This is a genomic window from Arthrobacter sp. P1_C12_2 (assembly GCF_056406415.1).
In genome coordinates this window covers 81,206-97,572 of record NZ_JBFUAF010000005.1, presented here as the reverse complement: position 1 = coordinate 97,572, position 16,367 = coordinate 81,206, and the positions used below count along the sequence as shown (strand labels likewise).

General features: G+C 67.8%; 17 protein-coding genes. 14 read left to right on the top strand and 3 right to left on the bottom strand.

Annotated elements, in window-relative coordinates:
• Positions 1–18: 18 nt before the first annotated feature.
• The 5 genes from AC1DZQ_RS07455 to AC1DZQ_RS07435 are packed head-to-tail and all read left to right on the top strand — an operon-like array spanning position 19 to position 4,477.
• The gene (locus tag AC1DZQ_RS07455; protein WP_476962911.1) at positions 19–1,695 is read left to right on the top strand and encodes a molybdopterin-dependent oxidoreductase; all 1,677 of its coding nucleotides are present in this window, start codon (positions 19–21) and stop codon (positions 1,693–1,695) included.
• 26 nt (positions 1,696–1,721) lie between these two features.
• Complete coding sequence (locus AC1DZQ_RS07450; RefSeq protein WP_476962910.1) at positions 1,722–2,945, top strand: molybdopterin molybdotransferase MoeA; 1,224 nt, start codon at positions 1,722–1,724, stop codon at positions 2,943–2,945.
• The gene (gene moaC, locus AC1DZQ_RS07445; RefSeq protein ID WP_476962909.1) at positions 2,933–3,469 is read left to right on the top strand and encodes a cyclic pyranopterin monophosphate synthase MoaC; all 537 of its coding nucleotides are present in this window, start codon (positions 2,933–2,935) and stop codon (positions 3,467–3,469) included. Before AC1DZQ_RS07450 ends, moaC begins: the two co-directional genes overlap by 13 nt.
• On the top strand, positions 3,466–3,978 hold the full coding sequence (locus AC1DZQ_RS07440) for a MogA/MoaB family molybdenum cofactor biosynthesis protein (protein WP_476962908.1): 513 nt from the start codon (positions 3,466–3,468) through the stop codon (positions 3,976–3,978). The genes moaC and AC1DZQ_RS07440 overlap by 4 nt, the downstream gene beginning before the upstream one ends.
• Positions 3,968–4,477 (top strand): molybdenum cofactor biosynthesis protein MoaE, encoded by a 510-nt coding sequence (locus AC1DZQ_RS07435; protein WP_476962907.1) that lies wholly within the window; start codon positions 3,968–3,970, stop codon positions 4,475–4,477. The genes AC1DZQ_RS07440 and AC1DZQ_RS07435 overlap by 11 nt, the downstream gene beginning before the upstream one ends.
• Positions 4,478–4,496: 19 nt before the next feature.
• Here AC1DZQ_RS07435 and AC1DZQ_RS07430 read toward each other — a convergent pair whose 3' ends face one another.
• Together AC1DZQ_RS07430 and AC1DZQ_RS07425 are read right to left on the bottom strand one after the other, a co-directional pair.
• Positions 4,497–4,955, bottom strand: a complete 459-nt coding sequence (locus AC1DZQ_RS07430) for a Clp protease N-terminal domain-containing protein (protein ID WP_476962906.1) — start codon at positions 4,953–4,955, stop codon at positions 4,497–4,499.
• A gap of 9 nt (positions 4,956–4,964) precedes the next feature.
• Positions 4,965–5,168: a helix-turn-helix domain-containing protein gene (locus AC1DZQ_RS07425; RefSeq protein WP_026266610.1), complete on the bottom strand. Its 204-nt coding sequence runs from the start codon at positions 5,166–5,168 to the stop codon at positions 4,965–4,967.
• A gap of 121 nt (positions 5,169–5,289) precedes the next feature.
• On the opposite strand from AC1DZQ_RS07425, the gene dapB reads away from it, so the two are divergent.
• Complete coding sequence (gene dapB / locus AC1DZQ_RS07420; RefSeq protein ID WP_476962905.1) at positions 5,290–6,048, top strand: 4-hydroxy-tetrahydrodipicolinate reductase; 759 nt, start codon at positions 5,290–5,292, stop codon at positions 6,046–6,048.
• A gap of 5 nt (positions 6,049–6,053) precedes the next feature.
• Positions 6,054–6,536 carry a hypothetical protein gene (locus AC1DZQ_RS07415; RefSeq protein WP_476962904.1) on the top strand — a complete coding sequence of 161 codons (483 nt, stop codon included), beginning with the start codon at positions 6,054–6,056 and terminating at the stop codon, positions 6,534–6,536.
• 73 nt (positions 6,537–6,609) lie between these two features.
• On the opposite strand, the gene AC1DZQ_RS07410 is transcribed toward AC1DZQ_RS07415, so the two are convergent.
• Positions 6,610–7,863, bottom strand: coding sequence for a heparan-alpha-glucosaminide N-acetyltransferase domain-containing protein (locus AC1DZQ_RS07410; protein WP_476962903.1), 1,254 nt, complete (start codon positions 7,861–7,863; stop codon positions 6,610–6,612).
• A 115-nt stretch (positions 7,864–7,978) separates the two neighbouring features.
• Here AC1DZQ_RS07410 and AC1DZQ_RS07405 point away from each other — a divergent pair, with 115 nt between their 5' ends.
• The 7 genes from AC1DZQ_RS07405 to AC1DZQ_RS07375 all read left to right on the top strand — a co-directional run bounded on the left by AC1DZQ_RS07405 (position 7,979) and on the right by AC1DZQ_RS07375 (position 16,337).
• A complete protein-coding gene (locus tag AC1DZQ_RS07405) occupies positions 7,979–8,464 on the top strand; it encodes a hypothetical protein (protein WP_476962902.1) in 486 nt (161 codons plus the stop codon).
• A 9-nt stretch (positions 8,465–8,473) separates the two neighbouring features.
• Positions 8,474–9,238 (top strand): carbon-nitrogen hydrolase family protein, encoded by a 765-nt coding sequence (locus tag AC1DZQ_RS07400; RefSeq protein ID WP_476962901.1) that lies wholly within the window; start codon positions 8,474–8,476, stop codon positions 9,236–9,238.
• Positions 9,239–9,342: 104 nt separating this feature from the next.
• On the top strand, positions 9,343–10,251 hold the full coding sequence (gene dapA / locus AC1DZQ_RS07395) for a 4-hydroxy-tetrahydrodipicolinate synthase (protein ID WP_476962900.1): 909 nt from the start codon (positions 9,343–9,345) through the stop codon (positions 10,249–10,251).
• 60 nt (positions 10,252–10,311) lie between these two features.
• Positions 10,312–12,003: a ribonuclease J gene (locus tag AC1DZQ_RS07390; protein ID WP_476962899.1), complete on the top strand. Its 1,692-nt coding sequence runs from the start codon at positions 10,312–10,314 to the stop codon at positions 12,001–12,003.
• Positions 12,004–12,197: 194 nt separating this feature from the next.
• Complete coding sequence (locus AC1DZQ_RS07385; protein ID WP_476962898.1) at positions 12,198–15,146, top strand: FtsK/SpoIIIE family DNA translocase; 2,949 nt, start codon at positions 12,198–12,200, stop codon at positions 15,144–15,146.
• Positions 15,147–15,171: 25 nt separating this feature from the next.
• A complete protein-coding gene (gene pgsA, locus AC1DZQ_RS07380) occupies positions 15,172–15,810 on the top strand; it encodes a CDP-diacylglycerol--glycerol-3-phosphate 3-phosphatidyltransferase (RefSeq protein ID WP_476962897.1) in 639 nt (212 codons plus the stop codon).
• Entirely contained in the window at positions 15,807–16,337 is a 531-nt protein-coding gene (locus tag AC1DZQ_RS07375) for a CinA family protein (protein ID WP_476962896.1), read from the top strand. The genes pgsA and AC1DZQ_RS07375 overlap by 4 nt, the downstream gene beginning before the upstream one ends.
• The last annotated feature ends 30 nt before the right edge of the window (positions 16,338–16,367 follow it).

The window sequence follows — 16,367 nt, the reverse complement described above, 5'->3', positions numbered from 1 at the left end:
GACGGGCAGGGGAAGGAAATGGACGAGACACTCGCCGGCAAGGAACGGCAACAAACTGGGACGCAGGGGCAGCCCGGACGGACCGGGCAACAGCAAGTCCCGCAACAGCGCACGCGGCAGAGGCGGGCACGGGACCTGTGGGCCGCCGGGGCCGGGCTGGTGGCCGTGGGGACCGCGGTGGTGCTCGGTGAGCTTACGGCCAGCCTGGTGAGCCCCACGGTGTCTCCGGTGACGGCCGTGGGCGGGGCCGTGATCGACACCGTCCCGCCGGGCGTCAAGGAGTGGGTCATCTCCGTGTTCGGCACGGCAGACAAGTTGGCACTCCTGGCCGGCATGGCACTGGTCATCGCCGCACTTGCAGCTTTGTCCGGAGTCCTTGAAGTGCGGCGCCGTTTCGCCGGGGTGATCCTCATCGCCGTGTTCGGTGCGGTGGGGCTCGTGGCCGTGGTGAGCCGGGCCGATGCGACCTTCAACGCCATGCCTGTCCCGGTGCTCGTGGCACTGGTGGGGATCGCCCTGCTGCGGTGGCTCATCCGGAAACTGTTGGAGTGGCAGCCCATTGCGGGCCGGACCCCGTCGGAGACCCCTTCCGCCAAGCAGCCCGCGGGCGCTACGGCCAATGAGCCCGCCCGGCGCCGTTTCCTGCTGGCTCTGGGCGGGACGGCAGCGGTGGGGGCCGTCGCCGGTGTGCTCGCCTCCACCCTTCGCGGAGCAGCCGCCGTCGTCAGTGATGTGCGCAGCAAGCTGGTCCTCCCGGTGCCCGCCGCTCCCGCGCCCCGCGTCCCCGCGGGCGCCGAGTTCCGGCTGGCCGGCCTGAGCCCGCTCGTGACGCCGAATAGGCAGTTCTACAGGATCGACACCGCTCTGCGCGTCCCCCTGGTGGACCCGGCGGAATGGACGCTGAAGGTCACGGGCCTGGTGGAACACGAGATCGAGCTCGATTTCGCCACCCTCTTGGCCAAGCCCCTGACGGAACGCCACGTGACCATCGCCTGCGTCTCCAACGAGGTGGGCGGGGACCTGATCGGCAACGCGCGCTGGCTTGGTTGGCCGGTCCGCGAACTGCTTGCCATGGCCGGCCCCAAGGCGGGAGCGGACATGGTGCTTTCCCGTAGCACGGACGGCTGGACGGCCGGGACACCGCTCGAGGCCCTCACGGACGGCCGGGACGCGCTGCTGGTGGTGGGAATGAACGGCGAACCGCTCCCGCTGGAGCACGGGTTCCCGGTCAGGATGATCGTGCCGGGGCTGTATGGCTACGTCTCGGCCACGAAGTGGCTCACCGAGCTGAAAGTGACCCGTTACGCGGACGACGTCGCCTACTGGACCCCGCGCGGCTGGAGCGAGCGCGGGCCCATCAAGACCTCGTCCCGCATTGACGTGCCGCGCGACGGGGCCAACGTTACGGGCGGGACGGTTGTGTTCGGCGGCGTCGCCTGGGCCCAGCACACGGGCATCGGCAAGGTGGAGGTGCGCGTCAACCGCGGCGATTGGCGCCAGGCCGAGCTGGCCCCCGGCATCTCCAAAGACACGTGGTACCAGTGGAAGCTGGCCCTTCCGCTGGAGCCGGGACGGTACGAGGTCCAGGTCCGGGCAACAGCCCTCGACGGTGTGCCGCAGGTCGAGGAGTCCGCCCCGGTCGCGCCGAACGGAGCCACGGGTTATCACACGGTTAGAGTTGACGTGAAGTCCTAGCGAGCCGAGCAAACGTCAGGAAACGCATGCACCGCACCGAGACAAGGCACGTCAGCGTGGAAGCGCACCGGGACAAGGTACGCGCCCTGCTGGCACCGCTCCGCACCGAGGGACGGGTGGAACGGCTCCCGCTGCTCGAAGCCTTGGGCCGGGGGCTCGCAGCCGATATCCTGGCGCCGCTGGACCTTCCCCCCTTTGCCAACTCGCAGATGGACGGCTTCGCGATCCGCAGCGCCGACGTGCCCGACGGCGGCGCGGAACTGCGCGTCGTCGCGCCCGTCCCGGCCGGTGCCGCACCGGCGGAACTGGCCGCCGGCACCGCCGCCCCGATCATGACCGGAGCGATGATGCCGGCCGGGGCCGACGCCGTCGTTCCCATCGAACAGGCCGTGCCCGATTCCTTCCCGGTGCCCGGGGAACCCGCCACGGTCCGCCTGCCGGCCGCGGCCGCCGGAACGTTCGTGCGCGATGCCGGCAGTGACATCCGTTCCGGCGAGCTTGCCCTCGGCGCGGGGACCTTCCTCGGCCCCGGCCAGCTGGGACTGCTGGCGGCGATGGGCTACACGGATGTGCCCGTCCGTCCCTCCCTCCGGGTCCTCCTGGTCACCACCGGCGACGAAGTCGTGGAACCGGGCAGCCCGCTGGGACCGGGCAAGATCTTCGACTCCAACGGCACACTGCTCGAGTCCTCCATGCGCCAGGCCGGGCTCCAGGTCACACGGACCGGCGTCTCCACGGACCAGCCGGACGAGCTCGCCGCGTTGCTCCGCCGGCACGGCCCCGCCGTGGACCTGATCGTCACAACCGGCGGCGTCAGCAAAGGTGCCTATGAGGTGGTCCGGCAGGCGATGGCGGGACACGACGTCGAGTTCGGCGCCGTGGCGATGCAGCCGGGCGGCCCGCAGGGGATCGGCAGCTTCGACGGTGTCCCTGTGCTGGGGTTCCCCGGTAATCCGGTGAGCTGCCTCGTGTCCTTTGAAATGTTCCTGCGCCCGGTCCTCACGGAACTGCTCGGCTCTCCGGCGCTCCGTCCCGCCGTCCGGGCGCGCCTCGCCGAACCGCTGACCTCCCCGGCGGGCAAGCACCAGGTCCGGCGCGGCACGCTGGCTCCGGACGGCACGGTCAGGCTGGAGGGCGGCGCGGGCTCACACCTGGTCCATGCCCTGGCCCGTTCGAACGCCCTGGTCCACGTTCCAGAGGGGACGGCGGCGCTCGCAGCGGGCGACGAAGTGGAAGTATGGATCCTGTGAATGATGTAGAAAACCCTGCAGCGGATGCCGCACCAGCGCATGACACCACGGCGGACAGCGCCCGCCTGACCCATCTCCGCCACGACGGCACGGCCCAGATGGTGGATGTGTCCAACAAGGCGCAGTCCACACGGGAAGCCACGGCCACCGCGACTGTCCGCAGCACGGCCGAGGTCCTTTCCCTCCTCGGCGGCGGCGAGCTGCCCAAGGGCGACGCCCTGGCCGTGGCCCGCATCGCCGGGATCATGGCGGCCAAGAAGACACCGGACCTGATCCCGCTGTGCCACCCGCTGCCGATCGCCAAGGTCACCATCGACTTTGAGCTCGACGCCGACTCCGTGACAATTTTTGCCACGGTCAAGACCCGAGGTGTCACCGGGGTCGAGATGGAAGCCTTGACTGCGGCGTCGGTCGCGGCACTGAGCGTGTACGACATGATCAAGGCCGTGGACAAGCACGCGGTCCTGACCGATATCAAAGTGCTCGCCAAAAGCGGCGGCAAGAGCGGGGACTGGACCCTATGAACATGCCCGAACCTCACCGCCACGGCGAAGCCACGGGCCGGAAGGCCGGCGTCGTGATCGCTTCAACCCGCGCGGCCGCCGGTATCTACGAGGACCTCACCGGTCCTGTCATCATCGATTGGCTCACCGAACACGGCTTCGAGCCGTTCCCTGCCATGGTGGTGCCGGACGGGGCGCCGGTGGGGGCCGCCCTCCGCGCCCTGCTGAGCCAGCAGCCGGCCGTCATCATCACCAGCGGCGGGACAGGGCTCAGCCCCACCGACGCAACGCCTGAGCAGACCCTGCCCCTGCTGGACCGGGAAATCCCGGGCATCATGGAGGGCATCCGGAACGCCGGAACAGCCAAGACACCGATGGCCATGCTCAGCCGGGGCCACGCGGGCGCGACCGGCCAGACATTCATCGTGAACCTCCCCGGATCCCCGAAGGGCGTGATGGACGGCCTGGCCGTGCTGGATCCCATCCTTGGACACCTTTGCGACCAGCTGGAAGGCAGCCATGGGCACTAACACCGGATTTGAAATCGTGCACGCCGTGCTGAGCGCCGAGCCCATTTCCGTGGAGCAGGCCATCGCGGCGGTCGAGTCGGACACCGCAGGAGCGGTGGTCAGCTTCAGCGGCGTCGTCCGCAACCACGACGGCGGCAAGCAGGTTTCCCGGCTCAGCTACAGCGCCCACCCGACGGCGCACCAGGTGATGGCCGACGTCGTCGCCGGGCTCGTGGCGGAGCATTCCGTCCCGGCCGGCGGCCCGGCGCCCGACGGATCTTCGGATGACGGCGCCGACGGCGATCAGCGGGAGCAGCCGGTGCGGATCTGGGCGGCCCACAGGATCGGCATGCTGGAGATCGGCGATCCTGCCCTGGTCTGCGCCGTCTCCGCAGCCCACCGCGGCCAGGCCTTCGAGGTCTGTGCCGAACTCGTGGACCGGATCAAGGCCCAGGTGCCGATCTGGAAGGAACAGTTTTTCGCCGACGGCACGGTGGAATGGGTCGGCGCCGGCGAATAGGCAGCACGTTAGCTCGCGATCAGGAGGAAAGGACCCTGCGCCGGACCTCGGCCCGGTCGACCCCCAGTGCATTCAGGAGCGAGGCCGCCGGATCATGTTCCTCGCGGTCCAGCAGCGACAGCAGAAGATGCGCGGTGGTGATCTGTCGTGACTTCTGGTCAATGGTGTACCGAAGCATGCCTTCCATGACGGACCGGGCGCCTGAGCTGAAGGGCGGCTTTTTTCCGCGGCTGGGCATGGTGACGCGTTCAAAGCCCTGGGTATCTATTCCGATTGACGCGAGTGCGGTGCGGTCCAGCGCGGCTGCCGCCGCCCTTGCCTGATCGAGCGTGACACCAAGGATGCCGGCCGGACCGGGATCGTGGAGCGCCCCTAGCAGCAGATGATCCGTGCCCAGCCGCTTGTCGCCGCTGTAGCGGGCCTCTTCCATGGCAAAGCCAACGATCTTTCGGGTGTCGCCGGCAAATCGTTCAAACATCGTTTGATCTCACTCTCGGTATTTTGCGTGGACGGATTGCCGCGAGACGCCTAGGGCGTCACCGATCTGCTCCCAGGTCCATCCCTGTTGTCTAGCAGCTCTTACCTGCGCGGCCTCGACCTGTTCTGCCAGGCGGTGAAGGGCTCCGACCGCCCTTAGACCGACGGCGGGGTCAAGTGAATGAATATGCGCGGACAGGTCGTCAGTCTCCATGCCTGTCAGTTTAGATTGACAAATCTAGCCCGTCAATCCAGCCTGACAGGCGCGGGGGTGGTCCTGTAACCCAAGGCCGCCGGTTCCTGAACGCAACGGCCCCGGCGGTAGGGTTGAAGGCATGACCGAACAACTCTCAGTCGCCGTGCTGGGCGCCAACGGGCGCATGGGCGTAGAGGCCGTGAAGGCCATCGACGCCGCCACGGACCTGACGCTCGTCGCGGCCCTTGGCCGCAACGACTCCCTCGATTCCCTTGTCAGCTCCGGCGCGCAGATCGTGGTGGACCTGACCGTCCCCGAAAGCACCGAGGCGAATGTCCGCTTCGCCGTCGAGCACGGCATGCACGCCGTGGTCGGCACCACCGGCTGGGATGCCGACCGGCTCGCGGGGCTGGAGGAGCTCCTCGCCGACCAGCCCGGCGTCGGCGTCCTCATCGCCCCCAACTTCGCCCTCGGCTCGGTCCTGGCTTCCGCCTTCGCCGCCAAGGCGTCCAAGTACTTCGAGTCCGTTGAAATCATTGAACTGCACCACCCTGACAAGGTGGATGCCCCCTCCGGCACTGCTGTGCGCACTGCGCAGCTGATCTCGGCCGAGCGCACCGCCGCTGGCGTGCCTTCCAGTCCGGACGCCACCACCACGGAGCTCGATGGCGCCCGCGGCAGCGACGTCGACGGCGTCCGCGTCCACAGCGTCCGCCTCAGCGGCCTCGTCGCGCATCAGGAGGTCCTGTTGGGTGGGCCGGGGGAGCAGCTGACCATTCGCCACGACTCCTTCGACCGTGCCTCCTTCATGCCCGGAGTGCTGCTGGGGATCCGCAACGTCGCCGCACACCCCGGTCTCACGGTGGGACTCGACGGCTACCTGGACCTGGGACTCTGAGCCCGATGTCCGCCGCCCTCACAACCCTGAAAGCCAACCGCACCAAGATCTGGGTGGGGGCCGTCACCCTGCTGCTTGTGTTCTACCTGGTGGTGTCCCTTCAACGTTCCGTGCTCCTGATGTCGGACCCCAATCTCGTGGCGAAGGCGATCGGCGTCGCTTACCTGGTGCTGCCGGTCATCGGCGCCTGGGCACTGATCCGGGAGCTGCTGTTCGGCGCCCGCACCGAGCGGTTGGCGAAGATCCTCGAAGCCGAGGGGGGACTGCCGGAGGACACGCTGCCGCGCACGCCCGCCGGCCGGATCATCCGCGAAGCCGCCGACCTCGAATTTGAGAAGTACCGCGCCGAGACGGAAGCCGCCCCGGACGACTGGCGTTCCTGGTTCCGGCTCAGCTGTGCCTACGATGCCGCCGGAGACCGCAAGCGGGCCCGCGCCTCGATGCGCGACGCCGTGCGGATCTTCCGGACCGGCACGCATGAGCCCTAGCCGGACGGGCCGCGGCCGATGAGCCCCCGGTCCGGCAGGGCCACGTGGGCCGCGCCGGGTCCGGCGGCGGAAGCTAGCGGAGGCGGGGAGTCTGGCGGACTCGGACCGGCTGGTAGCTGCCTACCTGGTTGGCCGCATGGGTGACCCACTCCAGCGGTCCGCGCCATGCCAGTGCTGCGAAGACCGCGCCAGTCACCAGCACCCCGATGGCCTGCGCGCAGTACACACCCTCCACGGTCCAGCCGGTCATCAGCGGCTGATCGTGCAGGGCAGCCATGATGCACAGATGAGCCGTGTAGAGGCTCAACGTCATGGCTCCGGCTCCGCGCAGCGGGAGCAGCAGATCCAGTTCCAGCCAGTTGCCCAGCCTCCCCAGCAGGAGGCACAGGCCGATCACGGCAGCAGCAGTCCCTGAAGTGTGCAACAGATCCAGTGCGGTGCCGGAGTGCGGTGCACTGGTGGCCAGCCACCACACTGTGCCTGACTGTTCGACGCCGGCAAGGTTGACCTGCAGCAGACTCTCCAGCGGGTAGGCGGGATCGCCGATCTGTGCCTGCAGGGCCTGCCGGCCGCCCCAGTCCTCCATCATCACCATCCCCAGCCACTTGGACATGACGGCCACCACCGTTCCGGCCGCCAGCAGCAGGAACGGCACGGCCGCCTTCCACAGCGCCATCCGGCCGATCGCCAGCCCCACGAGGAGGTAGGCGATCCACTGCAGGACAGGGTAGTAGCCCGTGAGGAAGAGGTCGCCCAACAGCCTTGCCGGGGTGGCCAAATCTTCCCAGCTTGGGTTATGCCCCAGCCGCAGGGGCGGATCGGCGGACAACAGCCAAGGCCGCAGCAGGTAGGCCAGGACAGGGGCTGCCAGGATCCAGAGGGCCGCGAGTGGGATCAGGCGTTTCACCCCGAGCCCGACGAAAGGCAGCACGCACAGAAAAAGGAGGGCGTAGTGGACCAGAATTATGGCGATGTTGACATCCAGCCCGCCCAGGGAGAGCCCGACGGCGGCGATCACGAGCGCCCGCAGGGCGATGCCCCGGCGGGCCGCCCCCAGTTCGGGGCCCTCGAGTGGCTGCTGCTTCCCCGTGGACAAGGCGAGGCCGACTCCGGCAAGCACGGCGAACAGCGCGGCTGCCCGCCCGGAAAAAGCCAGCCCGATCCAGGTGGGCGTGAGTTGTGGGTCCGGCTCAAAGGTCGCCAGCACGTGCGTGGCCATCATGGCCAGCAATGCCAGACCGCGTGCGGCGTCAATGCCGGCCAGCCGGGCGCCGGAGGAAGTGCCCTTGACGGTCCGGGAAGCAGTGGTCATTCCGCGCGCGGTCATCATCTGATCGTCTCATGATCGGCCGGGTGATCGTCCCATGCGCGGCCCGCCCACGGCTCCAGTCCTTCTCCGAACAGGCCTTGTGTTCGAATATATGTTCGAATACGATGAGCGCATGAACAACGCCCCAGAGCCCGCCTTCCTGAATCCCGAATTCACAAACCGGGAATTCACAGGCCGGGAAGTTACAGGCCGAAAAGTTCCGGGCCGAAAATTTCCGGACCCGGATCCTTCAGGCCCGGCTCGGGCCAGCAACCCGCCTGGCGAACGGGCGAATGGTGGCGAGTCGGCGGCCGGCGTCCTGAAGGCCATGAGCCCGGGCGTCGTGGACTTCCTCTTCCGGCGCCTGGTCGCCGGGGAGCCGGCCGAAGACGTCCAGTGGGGCAAGGAAGGTACGGCGCTGGCTGTGGTCCCGCCGGGAGCCGAGCTGGCCCGGCGGCTGGCCGAGACGGACCTCGATGCCCTCACTCCAACAGAGTTGTTCCACTACGTGCGGGCGGCCCAGCGGCTTGCCGTCTGGGCGGAGGCCCTTCGTGAAACTGCCGTCGGGGGTTACTGCTCGGCACCCGCGGCGACCTCCGGCAAAAGAGGAGGTGCCTAGGATGGCAGGGTGACCACTGGCTCAATCACCGCCCTGACGCTGTCCGCCGTCCAATACCAGGCCCTGGATGGCGGCGTTGCCGCCAACGTGCCCGAGCACATCCGGCTGATCGAAGATGCCGAGTCGCACGGAGCCCGGCTGGTGATCTTTCCCGAACTCTCACTGACGGGGTACCGGCTGGACCTGCTGGAGGGTCCGGGGGAGTGGCTGAGCGCAGCTGACGTGCGACTGGACGGCATCCGGGAAATCTGCCGGCGCACCGGCATCACCGCCGTGGTCGGGGCCGCGTTCAAGGACGAGGACGGCACACCGCGGCTGGCCTCCCTCGCAGTCCACCCCACGGGCGCCATCGAGACCAGCTTCAAGACGCACCTGCACGGTCCGGAGCAAGATCTCTTCGTGGCCGGCAGCCACCCCGCCGTCCTTGAAATCGACGGCTGGAAGGTCGCCCTGGCGATCTGCTTCGACGCCGCCCGCCCCGGCCACGCGGAATGGGCAGCGGAAGCCGGTGCGGACATCTATGCCGTCTCGGCTCTCTACACTGCCGGCGAAGACCACCGGCTGGCACTGCATCTTGGCGCCCGCGCCATGGACAACCGGATGTTCTCCGTCCTGGCGAACCTGGCAGGAGCCACGCCGCTCGGAGCCTCCTGTGGCCTGAGCGGCTTCTGGGGCCCTGACGGGCTTCCGTTCCGGCAGGCGGCCGGCACCGGCACCGAGGTGCTGACCGCGAGTCTCCAATACAGCGTGCTGGCGCGGTTTCGGCGGCCCTGAGTGCGGCCGGACGGCGGAAACGTGACGCGTGGCCCGGCGACTTTGACGTTCGTCACACCGTCGCCATTGTCCTAACATGCCGCAGACAAGGTAACGTTTTTCATATGGCTGACTCTGAAATTCGCTCTTACACGTTCGGGACCCTCGTGACTGCCATGGTCACGCCTTTCACACCGGACGGTGAGGTCGACTACCAGCAGTCGGCGGAACTGGCGAGCAAGCTCGTCGACGACGGCAATGACGCCCTCGTCATCTCCGGCACCACGGGGGAGACCTCCACGCTCGAAGACGACGAAAAAGAGAAGCTCTTCCGCGTCATCGTCGAGGCCGTTGGCGACCGTGCCAAGGTCATCGCCGGAACGGGGACCAACCACACCTCGCACTCGATCGAGATGGCCAAGCGCGCAGCCAAAGCCGGAGCACACGGCCAGCTGATCGTCACGCCGTATTACAACAAGCCAAGCCAGGCGGGCATTCAGGCACACGTCGAGGCCGTGGCCGACGCCGCCGACCTCCCCGTCATGGTGTACGACATCCCCGGCCGCGCCGGCGTGCCCATCCTGCCCGAGACCATGATCCGGCTCGCCGACCACCCCAACATCATCGCCCTCAAGGATGCGAAGGCAGATTTCGCCGCCATCACGCGCGTCCTGGCGAACACCGATCTCGATGTCTACTCCGGCGACGACGGCCTCACGCTGCCGTGGATGGCCGCCGGCGCCGTCGGGCTGGTCAGCGTCTCCGCGCACGTCGCGACGCGGCAATTCCGTGCGCTGATCGATGCCGCACTTGCAGGCGATTTTGCTACCGCCCGCACCCTACATTTCGAACTGGACCCCGTGGTCCGCGCAGTGATGACCCACATTCAGGGTGCTGTCGCTGCCAAGCAGGTTCTTAAGTGGCAGGGAGTCCTGCCCAACTCGGTTGTCCGTTTGCCCCTCGTGGAGCCGGGCGAGGCCGAGATCGCAACCATCCGCGAGGATTTGGCGGAAGCGGGGATGGTCTTTTCCTGATCGGGAGCCAATCCTGATCGATAAGAACCAGCCCGGCTTCAGCCTGGAAAGTAGTGCACTATGACCCAAACCGCCCTTCCCGGCCTTGTCACGCCGCCACGCCTCCCGAAGAACACCCTGCGGATCGTGCCGCTCGGCGGACTCGGGGAAATCGGTCGCAACATGACCGTTTTCGAGATCGACGGCAAGCTCCTCATCGTTGACTGCGGCGTGCTCTTCCCCGAAGAGACCCAGCCCGGCGTCGACCTCATCCTGCCGGACTTCTCCTACATCGAGAACCGTCTCCAGGACATCGTCGCGGTGGTCCTGACCCACGGTCACGAAGACCACATCGGCGCCGTCCCCTACCTCCTGCGCCTGCGCGCCGACATTCCCATCGTCGGTTCACAGCTCACGCTGGCCCTGATCGAGGCCAAGCTGCAGGAACACCGGATCAAGCCGAACACGAAGATCGTCGTCGAGGGCCAGGTCGAGAAGTTCGGTCCGTTCGAATGCGAGTTCGTCGCCGTCAACCACTCCATCCCGGACGCCCTGGCCGTGTTCCTCCGCACCTCGGGCGGCACGGTCCTGCACACCGGTGACTTCAAGATGGACCAGCTGCCGCTGGATGGCCGCATCACCGACCTCCGTCACTTCGCCAAGCTGGGCGAAGAGGGCGTGGACCTGTTCATGTCGGATTCGACCAATGCCGACGTCCCGGGCTTCACCACCGCCGAGAAGGAAATCGGGCCCACCCTGGACCGGCTGTTCGGCCAGGCGTCCAAGCGCATCATCGTCGCCTCCTTCTCCTCCCACGTGCACCGCGTCCAGCAGGTTCTCGATGCCGCAGCCAACCACAACCGCAAGGTTGCCTTTGTGGGACGCTCCATGGTCCGGAACATGGCCATCGCCGCGAAACTTGGCTACCTGGAGGTGCCGGCCGGGATCCTGGTCGACATCAAGAACATCGACAACCTGCCGGACAACCGGGTGGTGCTGATGTCCACCGGCTCCCAGGGTGAGCCCATGGCGGCCCTGTCCCGCATGGCCAACGGCGACCACCGCGTCGTCGTCGGCGAGGGCGACACCGTCATCCTCGCGTCGAGCCTGATCCCGGGCAACGAAAACGCCGTCTTCCGCATCATCAACGGGCTGCTGAAGCTCGGCGCCGACGTCATCCACAAGGGCAACGCCAAGGTGCACGTCTCCGGCCACGCTGCCGCCGGCGAGCTGCTGTACTGCTACAACATCCTTGAGCCGCTCAACGCCATGCCGGTGCACGGCGAAACCCGCCACCTCATCGCCAACGGCAAGATCGCCCTTGAATCCGGAGTTCCGGAGGAAAGCATCCTGCTCGCGGACAACGGCACCGTGATCGACCTGCGCGACCACCAGGCCGACATCGTGGGCCAGGTCGAGGTTGGATTCGTCTACGTCGACGGCTCCAGCGTCGGTGAAGTCACGGAAGCCGACCTCAAGGACCGCCAGACTCTCGGCGACGAGGGCTTCATCTCCATCATCACGGTCATCCACCGTGCCACCGGCAAGGTGGTGTCCGGGCCGGAGATCCACGCCCGCGGCGTGGCCGAGGACGATTCCGTGTTCGACGAGATCATCCCCAAGATCAACGAGGCCCTCGAGGAAGCCGTGCTGAACCGCACGGACCACACGACGCACCAGCTGCAGCAGGTCGTCCGCCGGGTCGTCGGCACGTGGGTCAACCGCAAGCTGCGCCGCAAGCCCATGATCATCCCGGTGGTCCTTGAGGCGTAAGCCTCAGTTGGTTCACCGGGCGTAGGTCCCTCACCCGTAGCAGGCACATGCCTGCTCAACGGCCTTCCCGGCCAACCCGCAGCCTGAGCGCCGCGGGGGCGGGGAGGCCGTTCGCCGTTGGGGCTGGCGGCAACATGATCCCGGACGCCCGGAAATTCGGGGTTTTCGCCCCGGCATCCGGTACCGTGGCGGGTATGGCGACTCGTACTTCTTCCGCGCCTAGAGGAAACTCAAGCGGCAAATCAGGCAGTTCTCCCGGCCGGGGGTCCAGTTCCGCCGCATCCAAATCCGCCCGGCCGCGGGGAACCACGGGCGGAACCACCGGAACCGCGCGGACCCGGCAGTTGGCTGTCGTTGAGCCCCACCAGCCCTGGGTCGTGAGGGTGCTGGCCGGTGCATGGCTGGGCATCGCCCACGTGATCGGCGCCGGCATCCGGCGGGTCGGCCACGACGTCAGCGACCTCCCCCCCGAGGACCGCCGCGACGGCGCCGCCCTGTTCAACCTGGCCCTGGGAGTCTTCGTCGCCACCTTTGCATGGTGGGGATTCCAGGGCTGGCTCCCCGACCTCATCTTTGCGATCGTCAACGGCACCTTCGGCTGGATGGCCCTGCTGCTGCCGCTCATGCTGTTCGTGTGCGCCTTCCGCCTGTTCCGCCAGCCCGACGACGGCCGCGGTAACAACCGGATCGGCATCGGCTTCCTCATCATGACGTTCGCCGGTTCCGGGCTGGCCCACGTCATCGGCGGCCAGCCGACCGTCGCCGACGGCTTCGACGGCCTGCGCAGGGCCGGCGGCATGCTCGGCTACCTCGCTGCCGCCCCGCTGGCTGCCGTGCACACCGCCGTCCCCCTTGTGGTGTACGGCCTGCTGGCGTTCACCTCTCTGCTGATCGTCACCGCGACCCCCTTCGGTGCCATCCCCGGCCGCCTGCGGGACGCGTACGAGCACCTGATGGGCATCGACCTCCAGGACGACGACGCCGGCGACCGCCACGACCGCAGCTACCTGTACGAGAACGACGCCGCGGCCCCGCCCAAGAAGAAGCGCAAGCGCCTCTTCGGCAAGGACCACGACGACGAGTCCGGCCTGGAAGGCTACGTCGGCGACGAAGCCTTCGAGCGCGCCGTGATCGACGACGAGGACGAGGCACCGCCCGCCAAGGGTGCGAAGGGCAAGGCGCGCTCTGGCGTCGCGCCCGATGTCGCGCCCGGCGTCCGCCGTCCCACCCAGGCCGAGATCGCCGTCGAAAAGATCAAGGCCGCCCAGGGCCTCGGCACGGCCGGATCCTCCGGTGCCGCGGGGTCCGTTGACGAGAACGCCACCGAGGCCATCCCGTTGGTCACCCCAGGGATGGTGGCCGCGGGATCGCTCAATGCCGCCGTCGTGGCGGCCGCCAAGGTCCCCTCCAACCCGGTCGCGCCGGCACCGCTGCCCACCCCGATTCCGCAGCGCACCGAACAGCTCTCACTGGCCGGCGACGTCACCTACACCCTGCCGGCCTCGGACGTGCTGACGCCCGGTTCCATCCCTAAGGAACGCACCGAGGCCAACGACGCGATTGTCGCCTCGCTCACCGAGACCCTCAACCAGTTCAACGTGGAGGCGCAGGTCACCGGCTTCAGCCGCGGACCCACCGTGACCCGTTACGAAATCGAGCTGTCCCCGGGCACCAAGGTGGAGCGGGTCACCGCCCTGTCCAAGAACATCTCCTATGCGGTCGCCAGCTCGGATGTGCGCATCCTGAGCCCTATCCCGGGCAAGTCCGCCATCGGCATCGAAATCCCCAACACGGACCGCGAAACCGTGTCCCTGGGCGACGTGCTCCGCAGCCAGAACGCCCGCCGCACCGACCACCCCATGGTCATGGGGGTCGGCAAGGACGTCGAAGGTGGGTACGTCGTGGCCAACCTGGCCAAGATGCCGCACTTGCTCGTGGCCGGTGCCACCGGCGCCGGCAAATCCTCGTTCGTGAACTCGATGATCACCTCGATCCTGATGCGGGCCACCCCGGACGAGGTCCGCATGGTCATGGTGGACCCCAAGCGCGTGGAACTCACGGCCTACGAGGGGGTCCCGCACCTCATCACCCCGATCATCACCAACCCGAAAAAGGCGGCCGAGGCCCTGCAGTGGGTGGTCCGGGAAATGGACGCCCGCTACGACGACCTCGCCAACTACGGCTTCAAGCACATCGACGACTTCAACAAGGCCGTCCGGGCCGGCAAGGTCCACCCGCCGGTCGATTCCAAGCGCGTCATCAAGCCGTACCCGTACCTGCTGGTGATCGTGGACGAACTCGCCGACCTCATGATGGTGGCCCCGCGCGACGTCGAAGACTCGATTGTCCGCATCACGCAGCTGGCCCGTGCGGCCGGCATCCACCTGGTCCTGGCCACCCAGCGCCCGTCGGTGGACGTCGTGACCGGCCTGATCAAGGCAAACGTGCCCTCCCGCATGGCCTTCGCCACCTCATCCGTCACCGACTCCCGGGTGGTCCTGGACCAGCCGGGCGCCGAAAAACTCATCGGCCAGGGCGACGCCCTGTTCCTGCCGATGGGCGCCTCCAAGGCCATGCGTGTCCAGGGTGCCTGGGTCACCGAGTCCGAGATCCACAAGGTGGTTGAGCACGTCAAGGGCCAGCTCAAGGCCGTCTACCGTGACGACGTCGCGCCCGAGGCCCAGAAGAAGCAGATCGACGACGACATCGGGGACGACCTCGAGGTCCTGCTCCAGGCCACCGAGCTCGTCGTCACCACCCAGTTCGGTTCCACATCGATGCTGCAGCGCAAGCTCCGGGTCGGCTTCGCGAAGGCCGGCCGCCTCATGGACCTGCTCGAGTCCAGGGGAGTGGTGGGACCCTCCGAAGGTTCCAAGGCGCGCGACGTGCTGGTCAAGCCGGACGACCTCGCCGCCGTGCTGGCCGCGATGAAGGGCCAGGACGGTCCGGTGGCCGCTGACTCACAGACCGCGGCCCTGAGCGATAACGCCAACTCGAACATCGCCCAAGGCGGTTACGCCGAGGACCTCGTGGCGGCCGACCTGGAGAACCGCACCCAGGCGATCGACTACCACGACGGCGCCGACGGCGGCTCCGGCGACGAGGACGGCTCAGAGGACGCCTGGTCGCTCACCGGACGGTAGCGTGCGAAGACGGTAGCCTAGGAAGGTGAATAGCGCCGAAGACAACCCCGGATCCGCCTCGCGGATCTGGAACCTGCCGAATGTCCTCACGATGTTGCGGATAGTGCTGGTGCCGTTCTTCGTCTGGTTCCTCATCCTCGACGCCCCGGGGCTGCAGGCCCAGAACGGCCCCTGGCGCTGGGCGGCCGCCTTCGTCTTCGCGGTGGCCATCTACACGGACAAGCTCGACGGCGACATCGCCCGGTCCCGCGGCCTCGTCACCGACTTTGGCAAGATTGCGGACCCGATCGCCGACAAGCTCCTGATCGGCTCCGCGCTGGTCATGCTCTCGCTGCTCCAGGAACTGCCGTGGTGGGTCACCATCCTGATCCTGGTCCGGGAGTGGGGCATCACCGCGCTGCGGTTCTACGTTATCCGCTACGGCGTCATCCCGGCCTCGCGCGGCGGCAAGCTCAAGACGGTGGTGCAGACAGTGGCCATCTTCCTCTACGTCCTTCCGCTGGCGTCCATGGCCCCGTGGCTGGGCGTTGTGGCGTTCGTCGTGATGATGGCTGCGCTGGCCATCACCCTGTGGACCGGCGGCGAATACGTCATTGAGGCCTTCAAGCTGCGGGCCGCCGGCGTCAGGGCCGAGAAAGAACGGGAAAGGGAGAACAAGCCATGAACCATCCGGACTCCAATCCCCATCCCAAGCTGCACCCCAACCTGCACCGCCTGGCGGAGCAGGCCGTCACCGGCGCCCTTGGCCGCGGGCTGACCGCCGCGACCGCCGAATCCCTCACCGCCGGGATGGTCACCGCCGTGCTGGCCGACACGCCCGGCGCCTCCGGGATGCTGCAGGGTGGCGTGGTGTCCTACGCCAACAAGGTCAAGTCCGACGTCCTGGGTGTCCCCGGCCAACTGCTCGACGCCGTCGGCTCGGTGGACGGCCAAGTCGCCGCAGCCATGGCCGACGGTGCGCGCCGCATCTGCGGCGCCGACGTCGGCGTGTCCACCACCGGCGTTGCCGGGCCCGAACCGCACGACGGTAAAGCGGTGGGCACGGTCTTTATCGGCATCGCCACGGCGGGAGGATCGACGTCGTACCCCTATTCCTTTGAAGGCAGCCGCGCCGAGATCCGCGCACTGGCGTGCGGCGCCGCCCTGGAGCGTCTGCTGGAGGCCCTATCTTCCGAAGGCTACCGGGCGTAAAGTTGCCGGGAACAAAAGTTGATTCCGAAT